The organism is Streptococcus mitis (assembly GCF_946190275.1).
In the GTDB taxonomy this organism is placed as follows: Bacteria; Bacillota; Bacilli; order Lactobacillales; family Streptococcaceae; genus Streptococcus; species Streptococcus mitis_DC.
In genome coordinates, this window is the sequence record NZ_CAMHZQ010000029.1 from 1 (window position 1) to 11199 (window position 11199).

General features: G+C 44.4%; 8 protein-coding genes and 1 pseudogene. 1 reads left to right on the forward strand and 8 read right to left on the reverse strand.

The features are described 5' to 3' along the window. Positions 1-78 precede the first annotated feature (78 nt). The 8 genes from tkt to N8M20_RS10615 form a co-directional block, all read right to left on the reverse strand. Positions 79-2055 (reverse strand): transketolase, encoded by a 1977-nt coding sequence (gene tkt / locus N8M20_RS09885; RefSeq protein WP_261080471.1) that lies wholly within the window; start codon positions 2053-2055, stop codon positions 79-81. Positions 2056-2171: 116 nt separating this feature from the next. Beyond that, the gene (locus N8M20_RS09890; RefSeq protein WP_261080472.1) at positions 2172-2795 is read right to left on the reverse strand and encodes a ribonuclease P; all 624 of its coding nucleotides are present in this window, start codon (positions 2793-2795) and stop codon (positions 2172-2174) included. A 50-nt stretch (positions 2796-2845) separates the two neighbouring features. Next, entirely contained in the window at positions 2846-3835 is a 990-nt protein-coding gene (gene jag / locus N8M20_RS09895) for an RNA-binding cell elongation regulator Jag/EloR (protein ID WP_261080473.1), read from the reverse strand. 17 nt (positions 3836-3852) lie between these two features. Continuing rightward, complete coding sequence (locus tag N8M20_RS09900) at positions 3853-4677, reverse strand: membrane protein insertase YidC (protein ID WP_261080474.1); 825 nt, start codon at positions 4675-4677, stop codon at positions 3853-3855. Continuing rightward, positions 4652-5023 carry a ribonuclease P protein component gene (gene rnpA / locus N8M20_RS09905; RefSeq protein WP_261080475.1) on the reverse strand — a complete coding sequence of 124 codons (372 nt, stop codon included), beginning with the start codon at positions 5021-5023 and terminating at the stop codon, positions 4652-4654. The genes N8M20_RS09900 and rnpA overlap by 26 nt, the downstream gene beginning before the upstream one ends. A 150-nt stretch (positions 5024-5173) precedes the next feature. After that, entirely contained in the window at positions 5174-6364 is a 1191-nt protein-coding gene (locus N8M20_RS09910; RefSeq protein WP_223340419.1) for an acetate kinase, read from the reverse strand. Positions 6365-6413: 49 nt separating this feature from the next. Further along, positions 6414-7367: a class I SAM-dependent methyltransferase gene (locus tag N8M20_RS09915; RefSeq protein ID WP_261080476.1), complete on the reverse strand. Its 954-nt coding sequence runs from the start codon at positions 7365-7367 to the stop codon at positions 6414-6416. Between the two features lie 721 nt (positions 7368-8088). Then, complete coding sequence (locus N8M20_RS10615; RefSeq protein ID WP_314726193.1) at positions 8089-8262, reverse strand: LPXTG cell wall anchor domain-containing protein; 174 nt, start codon at positions 8260-8262, stop codon at positions 8089-8091. On the opposite strand from N8M20_RS10615, the pseudogene N8M20_RS10620 reads away from it, so the two are divergent. Continuing rightward, positions 8177-11199, forward strand: a pseudogene (locus tag N8M20_RS10620) (hypothetical protein); the annotation flags it as partial. The gene N8M20_RS10615 and the pseudogene N8M20_RS10620 sit on opposite strands and share 86 nt — an antisense overlap.

Below are 11199 nucleotides of genomic sequence, written 5' to 3' on the forward strand. Positions count from 1 at the left end.
ATCAGAAAAGAAAGGACGAAATTTGTCCTTTCTCGAGCTTAGCTTTTCATCAACCCACTACAGTTGACAAAGAGCCGATTATTTCAAGTTTTGAACAACTTTTACAAGGTTTTCTACAGTAAAGCCATATTCTGCCAATACTTTTGGTGCTGGAGCAGAAGCTCCAAAGGTATCAATACCTAGAACGGCACCATCGAGACCAACATATTTGTACCAGTTTTGACTTGCACCCATTTCGACTGCAACACGACGGCGAACTGCATTTGGAAGAATTTCTTCCTTGTATGCTGCATCTTGTGCGTCGAAGACATCTGTAGATGGCATGCTGACTACGCGGATTTTTGCACCTTGACTAGCCAATTCTTTGGCAGCTGAGACAGCAAGATTGACCTCTGAACCTGTCGCAATCAAGATGGTATCAAAGTCTGCTGCAGTTTCATAGACAACATAGGCACCTTTTGCAACCTTGTCAAAGTCTGTTCCTTCTTCGACAGTCAAGTTTTGACGTGTCAAGACAAGGGCAGTTGGTGTTTTCTCACTTGTCACTGCAAGGTACCAAGCTGCTTGAGTTTCACGCGCATCTGCTGGGCGGAAAACATTTAGATTTGGCATAGCACGAAGACCTGCCAAATGTTCAACTGGTTCGTGCGTTGGGCCATCTTCCCCAACTGCAATAGAATCGTGGGTAAAGACATAAGTCACAGGAAGTCCTTGCAAGGCTGACAAGCGGACAGCTGCCTTCACATAGTCAGAGAAGACGAAGAAAGTTCCACCGTATACACGAAGTCCACCGTGAAGAGCCATCCCGTTCAAGATCGTTCCCATTGCAAATTCACGAACACCAAACTGAATGTTACGGTTCAAGCGATTAGCATCGTCTTGAAGTCCGTCCGTTTTGATATAAGTCATGTTTGAGTGAGCAAGGTCAGCTGATCCACCTAGGAAGGTTGGCAACTTAGCAGCTACGACATTCAAGGCATCTTGGCTTGAATTACGAGTTGCTTGAGAGAAGCCATTTTCTAAGGCTGGGAAGTCTGCTGGAGTCACTTCAACTGGATCACGCCCATCGATGATTGCTTCTACTTCTGCTGCCAGTTCTGGATGAGCTTCTTTATAATCTGCAACAAGTTTTGTCCAAGCTTGATAAGCTGATACGCCACGGTCTGCAACATGTTCTTTGAAATCAGCATATACTTGTTCTGGGATTTCAAACGGCTCGTATTCCCAACCGAGAGCTTGACGAGTAGCTGCAGTTTCATCTGCTCCAAGAGGAGCACCGTGTACGGCATTAGTTCCTTGTTTATTTGGAGAACCGTATCCAATAACAGTCTTCACTTCAATCAAAGATGGTTTACCTGAAGCTTTAGCTGCTTCGATAGCAGCATGGATTGCTTCCAAGTCTGTTCCATCTTCAACCAAGGCAGTATGCCAACCGTAGGCATTGTAACGGTCACGAACGCTTTCTGTAAAGGAATCCTTTGTCTCACCATCCAAGTTGATGTCATTTGAATCATAAAGAACAACCAACTTATCTAGTTTTTGCAAGCCTGCGTACGAAGCTGCCTCGCTTGAGACACCTTCCATCAAGTCTCCGTCTCCACAGATAACGTAAGTATAGTGGTCAAAGATATTGTAGCCTTCTCGGTTATATTTGGCTGCCAAGAAACGTTCTGCTTGGGCAAAACCAGTGGCAGTTGAAATCCCTTGACCTAGAGGACCTGTCGTAGCATCAATCCCTGCTGTATGGCCAAATTCTGGGTGACCTGGTGTTTTTGAACCCCACTGACGGAAGCTCTTGATTTCATCCATGCTGACATCTTCAAAACCAGAAAGGTGAAGAAGAGCATAAAGGAGCATTGAACCATGACCTGCTGAAAGAATAAAACGGTCGCGGTTAATCCAGTTTGGTTGAGCTGGATTGATACGAAGTTGTTTTGTAAAGAGGCTGTAAGCCATCGGAGCTGCTCCCATAACCACACCTGGGTGACCTGAGTTGGCTTTGTTGATAGCGTCAATACCTAGGAAACGAATTGCATTAACAGATAGATTTGACATAGAATTTCCTTTCTATTTGAGGTGATTATTGAATCACACATTCTATTTTACTATTATATGAAAAAATACATAGAATAGCAATTAAACAATTCGACTCTAGATAGGTCTCGTGACTTCTACCCTCTGGTCGCCTGATAGTAGGGAAGTAAGCGCTCATAAGCTTCATCTAATTTTTCTAAAATCACTTCTAATGATTGATTTTCAATAAAAGAAACATCTGCCTTAACTAAAACTTTTCGGACTTCCTGATTGGATATTTTATTTCTTAAAATTTTACGATTTTCTTCGTTCGCCTCCCACCATTGACTTTGGCCATCAGAGTAGGCTAGATAATAAATTCCTTCTACAACTGGAACTTCTAATACCTTGGTTTGTTTCTCCAAAGTTTGCTCATCTTTCTTGCGCTCAATGAAACTGACCTCTAAGGAAATACCAAAATCAGTAGATGTCCCGTACAAACGAAGAGCCAACATAGGTTCTGTTACTTGTCCGTCTCTCTGTAGATAGACCCAGAAATGTGGTCGCAAACGCTGCGCTTGGTTCATCCACTGACTAGTCTGTTGGAGTTGCCATTCTGGATGACTGGTTTGAAATACTTTAGCCAGTTCTGTAAAAGCCTTTCGTGCTTCTTGACCTTTGTGGCGAAATGCCAGCATTTTCTCTCGCTCATCTCCAGACTTATCCGGATTACGGTATTGCAAACCTGCAAAGTCTAGATAGTCTCTTATCTTATTCAACATCCGCTTAACCTCTTCTAACTAGCAAAAAATCAGGAGAACCCTGATTTTACTTATTCTGTATCTACAACGACATAGCGATTTGGCTCGTCACCCTCAGAGTAACTAGTCACGCCATCCATACGTGAAATAATACGATGAATAATCTTGCGTTCACTATTCGACATTGGATCTGTTTGATGACTACGCCCTTCTTCTAAAACACGAGTCGCCAATTTTTGCGCATAGGTCTGCAAGACTTCTGCACGGTGTTCAACATAATCATTGACATTAATAGTAATGTAGAAGGTTCTTGAATAGCGGTTGTAAAGATAATTTTGAGCCAACAGTTGCAAGGCCTTCAAGACTTTACCATGGTAGCCGATAATACGACCTGGTTCGTTAGTATCAATTTGCAAATTGATGCTACGACGGTTATAGTCATTTGAAAGTGTAGCTTCAACATCCATGTCATCAATAATCGTTTGAACATAAGTCGTGACTTCCGTAGCTACTTGTTCAATATCAAAGCTCGGTTCAACTTTCAAGCCCAAGTCTTCTAGTTCTTGACTTTCAGTTTGCTCAGCTTGGATTTCAATATTAGGAGTTTCTACTACTTCTTCGAGAGCAGTTTCTTCAAGTTGTAATTCATTTAAAATCTCAATGTGACCAGTTTCTTCTAAGATAGTGCTGGCATGTCTTTCATGTTTTAAGATTTCAGCCTTGACTTCATCAGAAATACCTTGGCCTCCCTCTTCAATCTTTTTAATTGCCTCTACAACATGACCCAAATCAACCGTTGCTTCACTGACTGTTTTAACAGGCTCATTCAAATCATTAATTTGCTTTGGAACTCCCTTTACAGCTTGTTGGTTTGCTTTTACAACTGTCGTTTCACTAATAGCATCGATATCCACTTGGGCTGGTTTTTTACCAAATAAACCAAGAAATCCTTTTTTCTCGCGAGAAATGACTTTGATATGAGCCTTCATTCTTGGAATATCTAATTCTTTCAATCCTTTCTGGATTGCTTCTTCAACAGTTGAACCTGTAAATACTACCATTACCAGATTCCTCCTTATTATTTCGTTTTCTGAGCCTTTTTCTTGGCTTTTCTTTTTCTATTTTCCAAATCTTTCTGTGCCTGTACTACAGCCTCGCGCTCTGCGATAATCTTGAATGGATTGTTCAAGAAATAGGTTTGCAGGACTTGATAAGCATTGGACACTGCCCAGTAGAGAGCAACTCCGCTTGGAGCATAAACCCCAAAGATAAAAATCAAGACTGGAATCCCGTACATCATCGCAGTCGTAGCTCCATTACGCTCAGACAAGGCTTTATTAGACAACCAAGTACTTAAAAAGGTAAATACTGCTGCTAAAATCGGGAGAACAAGGGTTGTATCCACACCACCAAGGTTAATCCATAAGAAATGACCTGTCTTTAAAAAGTCAACTCTTGATAGAGCTTGGAACAAGGCCAAGATAACCGGCATCTGAATCAAAATCGGCCAAAGAGAATCTGAATGTCTGACACCCATTTCTTTAAAGACTTTACGCATTTCTTGCTCTAGCTTGGTTCTGCTTTCCATATCTCGACCTGGATATTGTTCTCGAAGCGCCTTAATGCGTGGTTGAGCTTCTTGCATTTTTCTAGAAGCCACCATTTGCACTTGGAAGACTGGCAAGAGGACTGTACGAATCAAGACTGTAAAGAGGATAATCCCCACTCCGATACTGATATCAAACGATAAAAAGCGAATAATTTCCGCAAAGAAGTAAACAAATTTACTCCAAAAATCAGCCGAATCGGCTGTGATATCGCTAGTTGCCCCATTTGTTGCACATGCTGTCATGATCAATAGAGACAGTCCTAGCAAACTAGTCAACTGTAGTTTCTTTTTCACTCCCATTTCCTTCCTGGTAAATCTTTGATAATTTTAATACGTGGAGTAGATTTTTCTCCATCTCTGCGTATCCCAAGGTTTCGACCCCTTTTCGAGCAATGACAACAAAGTCGACATCTTCTACCAGACTCCCTTTGGCACTCTGGATAATATGACGAATCCGTCTCTTAATTTGATTTCTAGTGACGGCATTCCCCAGTTTTTTGCTAACTGATAGACCTACTCGAAAATGTTTTTTCTGATTTTCTAATTGGTAGACAACAAATTTGCGATTGGCAAAACTTGTTCCTTCCTTGAAAATCGCCTTAAAATCTTTCTCTCTTTTTACACGAAAGTTTTTCTTCAAAACTCAACTCCATCTATTAAATTACTACTATTATACCATATTTTTCAAAAAAGCCAATCATAGCAAGGTTTTGCACAATTTCATCAGAAAAAGAAGCTGGAAAAATCTCTTTCCCAACTCCTTGTACGGAATATTTTTTTCTAGTTTTACTTATTTTTTCAAGCGTTCAACGTCACGGGCAATAACTAGCTCTTCATCTGTTGGAATAACCAATACACGGATCTTCGCAGCCTCTGTTGAGATGTCTCCTGTCACACCAAAGACGTTCTTTTCTGGGTCAACATCACAACCAAACCAAGAGATACCTGAGATAACATCTTCACGCACATTTGCAGCATTTTCACCGATACCTGCAGTAAAGATAATAGCATCTGCTCCATTTAGGACCGCAAGGTATTGACCGATATGTTTTTGGATACGATCAACATACATTTCATATGCTAAAGTGGCATCGTGGTCCCCTTCTTCCATAGCAGCAATCACATCACGCATATCACTAGATTTACCTGAAACACCCATAAGCCCTGATTCACGATTAAGGACGCGACTAATATCTTCAGGCGTGTTAAAGTCCTCTGTATATTGCATTAAGTAAGGAATGATAGCTGGGTCAATATCCCCTGTACGAGTTCCCATCATCACACCACCAAGTGGAGTGAAGCCCATTGAAGTATCGACAGATTGACCACCCTTAACAGCTGTAATAGAAGCACCATTACCGATATGGCAAGTAATCAATTTCAAGTCCTCTAATGGACGGCCCAAGAGTTTTGCTGCTTCTCCTGCTACAAACTGGTGACTTGTACCGTGGGCACCGTATTTACGAACCTTGTTTTCTGTGTAATATTTTGTTGGGAGAGGGTAGCGATAAGCTTTCTCTGGCATACTTGTGTGGAATGAAGTATCAAAAACAACTACACTGGTAATGTCTGGCAACAATTCCTTGAAGGCACGAACACCTGCTGCATTGGCTGGATTGTGGAGAGGAGCCAACAAGCTCAACTCTTCAACTTTTTCTAAAACATCTCCCTCAACGACTGTTGATTCTTTGAAATATTCTCCACCAGCCACAACACGGTGTCCAACACCTGTAATCTCGTCATAAGCCTTGATAATATCGAAACGAATCAAGTCATCCAATAAAATTTTAACAGCTTGTGTGTGATTTTCAATATCCAAAATTTGTTGTTCAGAACGACCATCAAATTTTACAGTTGAAATTGAATCTTTCAAACCGATACGTTCAATCAAGCCTTTCGCCAATACTTTTTCTTCTGGCATTTGATAAAGTTGCCATTTCAAACTTGAACTTCCTGCATTGATTGCAATTGTTTTTGTCATAACAAGACTCCTCTTTTAAGCGTTTTCATCTATTATAACAAAATCTATTTTATATTTCAGTACCTTGAGTCCATTTTTGAAAATTTTCTTTAAATTTCATTAAAACACTTGCATCTTGCAAGCTAGTAAGTGGATAAACAAAAGGCTCTACTACTATTTCATTTTTCTTCTGTAGGATAAAAATAGTCTTAGATTGTTTAGCATTAGCAAAGAGATTTTCAGGTAAACTAATCATAGCAACTAGATTCGCCTCTTCTTTCAACCAGCCTTTCAATAAATCGCTTTGAGGGCTGGTCAACAAATCACTCGGAGCGAGAAAAATAGCGTATCCGTCTGACTTGAGATACTTAAGTCCTTGTTCCATGAGCAAGTGATGGGCGTAGGTATGTTCTTGACTAGAGGCAACTTGATGACGCGACGCAACGGCATCATCAGGATAATAACCGACAGGCAAGTCGCTGATAACCACGTCGCTTTCTTTGAGCATTTGTGGACGAACGGCATCTCCTTGGACAAAACCAGCCTGCAAACCAATTACATCTGCCATGCTAGCTGCCAAATCAATCAGCAAATCATCCACTTCCATTCCCAAATAATCCACCTTTTTATCAAGCGAGGTCAAGAAAGTAGCGCCTAGAATTCCCATCCCGGAACCCATTTCGAGGATAGTGATTTCCTCCTCTTTAAACAATTCTTCCACAATAAACACCAAAAGTAAAGCAATGGCATCTGGCGTAAACTGGTGATTAGCCTGCAAGGGTTCTGTTTGCCCAGCCTTCATCAAGAGAAATTGGTAGGTCTTGAGCCATTCTTCCTTACGAAGCGCTAAGCGTTTAAGGGCATGATTGTTCTCTTTGACCCGCTCTAGCTCAGTTTCACCATCCAGATAGATGCTGTTTTGCTCCACCAAGGCGTCATAAAAGTTGGTCGCCAAATCACTTTGGATGACTTGGACATTCTCTAGTAAATACGTATAAGCTTGTTCAATTTTTTCAAAATCCATATTCCTATCTTATCAAATTTCCCTTCTTTTTTCCATCCTTATAGAAAAATCACACTATATCTATATTGGTTGCTCGTTAATCTTTTATTGATGACATCAATCTTCTCTACACAAGATCAGATAAACGTTTCTAACTATCTACAACTGTACTCTTATCTTGCTGTCTGATTATTGCTTGGTATAAAATGGCGAATAATCATTCTAATAACTCACCCCTCTTCTACTAATCCTCTCTAATATATAATCGAGGGAAATAAAAGATCAAAACAGTGCAAGAAAAGCCCACTAATACTCAATGAAAATCAAAGAGTAAACTAGGAAACTAGCCGCAGGTTGCTCAAAGCACTGCTTTGAGGTTGCAGATAGAACTGACGAAGTCAGCTCAAAACACTGTTTTGAGGTTGTGGATAGAACTGACGAAGTCAGTAACCATACCTACAGCAAGGCGACGTTGACGTGGTTTGAAGAGATTTTCGAAGAGTATAATCTATCAATACTTTTATGAAGTGGATTTTCGTACTCAATTTTTTAACCGACTATACAAACACAAGGCTAGGAAACTCAATTCCATCCGAAAAGAAAGGAAATATTTCCACAATAAAACGCATACTATCAAGTTTTTGAACACCTGATAATATGCGTTTTTATGATTTTACAGACTTTTTTATCCAAACTCGATAGACACATCTATCGCAAATCAAGTATGAGATAAGCTGATTGTTTACATTTCTTCATCATCACGTTTACGGCGTTTCGCAAATAGACCTAAACCAGTCACAGCTGCCAAAGCTCCTAGAAGCACAGATGTTTTGGAAACTTCTGTACCTGTATTTGGCAATTGCTGTCTTGACTTAGCTACTGATTCTGATGGTGTTTCAGAAGATACTGTGTCTATTGATGCAGATGCACTTGTTGACTCAGACTCAGAGGCTGGTGTGCTTGCACTTGTTGACGCTGAAGTAGACGCTACGGCGCTTGTTGACGCTGAGGTAGAGGCTACAGCGCTTGTTGACGCTGATGTAGACGCTACGGCACTTGTTGACGCTGACGTAGACGCTACGGCACTTGTGCTTGCTGAGGTAGAAGCTACCGCACTTGTTGACGCTGAGGTAGAAGCTACCGCACTTGTGCTTGCTGAGGTAGAGGCTACCGCACTTGTTGATGCTGAGGTAGACGCTACGGCACTTGTTGATGCTGAGGTAGACGCTACGGCACTTGTTGATGCTGAGGTAGACGCTACGGCACTTGTTGACGCTGATGTAGAAGCTACCGCACTTGTGCTTGCTGACGTAGAGGCTACAGCACTTGTGCTTGCTGAGGTAGAGGCTACGGCACTAGTACTTGCTGAGGTAGATGCTACGGCACTTGTGCTTGCTGAGGTAGACGCTACGGCACTTGTGCTTGCTGAGGTAGAGGCTACTGCGCTTGTTGATGCTGATGTAGATGCTACCGCACTTGTGCTTGCTGAGGTAGAGGCTACAGCGCTAGTACTTGCTGATGTAGAGGCTACAGCGCTTGTTGATGCTGATGTAGACGCTACGGCACTTGTTGACGCTGACGTAGACGCTACGGCACTTGTGCTTGCTGAGGTAGAGGCTACAGCGCTTGTTGACGCTGAGGTAGAGGCTACCGCACTTGTGCTTGCTGAGGTAGACGCTACCGCGCTTGTTGAGGCTGAGGTAGAGGCTACGGCACTAGTACTTGCTGAGGTAGACGCTACAGCGCTTGTGCTTGCTGAGGTAGACGCTACGGCACTTGTTGACGCTGATGTAGAAGCTACCGCACTTGTGCTTGCTGAGGTAGAGGCTACCGCACTAGTACTTGCTGATGTAGAGGCTACCGCACTTGTTGACGCTGATGTAGAAGCTACGGCGCTTGTTGATGCTGATGTAGACGCTACGGCGCTTGTGCTTGCTGACGTAGACGCTACGGCGCTTGTTGACGCTGACGTAGAGGCTACCGCGCTTGTTGACGCTGAGGTAGACGCTACCGCGCTTGTTGACGCTGAAGTAGAGGCTACGGCGCTTGTTGACGCTGACGTAGAGGCTACTGCGCTAGTACTTGCTGACGTAGAGGCTACGGCACTTGTTGACGCTGAGGTAGATGCTACGGCGCTAGTACTTGCTGAGGTAGATGCTACCGCGCTTGTTGACGCTGACGTAGACGCTACCGCGCTTGTTGACGCTGAGGTAGACGCTACGGCACTGGTTGACGCTGACGTAGAGGCTACGGCACTTGTTGACGCTGACGTAGACGCTACGGCACTTGTGCTTGCTGAGGTAGACGCTACCGCGCTTGTTGACGCTGAGGTAGAGGCTACCGCACTTGTGCTTGCTGAGGTAGAGGCTACAGCGCTTGTTGAGGCTGAGGTAGACGCTACGGCACTTGTTGATGCTGAGGTAGACGCTACGGCACTTGTGCTTGCTGAGGTAGACGCTACGGCGCTAGTACTTGCTGAGGTAGACGCTACGGCGCTTGTGCTTGCTGACGTAGAGGCTACAGCACTTGTGCTTGCTGAGGTAGAGGCTACCGCACTAGTACTTGCTGAGGTAGAGGCTACCGCGCTTGTTGACGCTGAGGTAGAGGCTACCGCGCTTGTTGACGCTGACGTAGACGCTACCGCGCTTGTTGACGCTGAGGTAGACGCTACTGCGCTTGTTGACGCTGACGTAGACGCTACTGCACTTGTGCTTGCTGAGGTAGAGGCTACCGCGCTTGTGCTTGCTGAGGTAGACGCTACTGCACTTGTTGATGCTGAGGTAGACGCTACCGCGCTTGTTGACGCTGAGGTAGACGCTACCGCGCTTGTTGACGCTGAAGTAGAGGCTACGGCGCTTGTTGACGCTGACGTAGAGGCTACTGCGCTAGTACTTGCTGACGTAGAGGCTACGGCACTTGTTGACGCTGAGGTAGATGCTACGGCGCTAGTACTTGCTGAGGTAGATGCTACCGCGCTTGTTGACGCTGACGTAGACGCTACCGCGCTTGTTGACGCTGAGGTAGACGCTACAGCACTTGTTGACGCTGAGGTAGACGCTACTGCGCTTGTTGACGCTGACGTAGACGCTACTGCACTTGTGCTTGCTGAGGTAGAGGCTACCGCGCTTGTGCTTGCTGAGGTAGACGCTACTGCACTTGTTGATGCTGAGGTAGACGCTACGGCACTTGTTGATGCTGATGTAGAAGCTACAGCACTTGTTGATGCTGAGGTAGACGCTACGGCACTTGTTGATGCTGAGGTAGACGCTACGGCACTGGTTGAGGCTGAGGTAGAGGCTACGGCACTGGTTGACGCTGACGTAGAGGCTACGGCACTTGTTGATGCTGACGTAGAGGCTACAGCACTTGTTGATGCTGATGTAGAGGCTACGGCGCTTGTGCTTGCTGACGTAGACGCTACGGCGCTTGTTGACGCTGACGTAGACGCTACCGCGCTTGTTGACGCTGAGGTAGACGCTACCGCGCTTGTTGACGCTGAAGTAGAGGCTACGGCGCTTGTTGACGCTGACGTAGAGGCTACTGCGCTAGTACTTGCTGACGTAGAGGCTACGGCACTTGTTGACGCTGAGGTAGATGCTACGGCGCTAGTACTTGCTGAGGTAGAGGCTACAGCACTTGTTGACGCTGAGGTAGAGGCTACGGCGCTAGTACTTGCTGAGGTAGACGCTACGGCGCTTGTGCTTGCTGAGGTAGACGCTACAGCGCTTGTGCTTGCTGAGGTAGACGCTACAGCGCTTGTGCTTGCTGACGTAGACGCTACCGCACTTGTTGATGCTGACGTAGACGCTACCGCACTTGTGCTTGCTGATGTAGATGCTACAGCGCTAGTACT

Excerpts from the sequence above, each read along its gene's own strand:
- jag (WP_261080473.1), bottom strand. The coding sequence starts at position 3,835 with ATGGTAGTATTTACAGGTTCAACTGTTGAAGAAGCAATCCAGAAAGGA.
- tkt (WP_261080471.1), bottom strand. The coding sequence starts at position 2,055 with ATGTCAAATCTATCTGTTAATGCAATTCGTTTCCTAGGTATTGACGCT.
- N8M20_RS09915 (WP_261080476.1), bottom strand. The coding sequence starts at position 7,367 with ATGGATTTTGAAAAAATTGAACAAGCTTATACGTATTTACTAGAGAAT.
- N8M20_RS09890 (WP_261080472.1), bottom strand. The coding sequence starts at position 2,795 with ATGTTGAATAAGATAAGAGACTATCTAGACTTTGCAGGTTTGCAATAC.
- N8M20_RS09910 (WP_223340419.1), bottom strand. The coding sequence starts at position 6,364 with ATGACAAAAACAATTGCAATCAATGCAGGAAGTTCAAGTTTGAAATGG.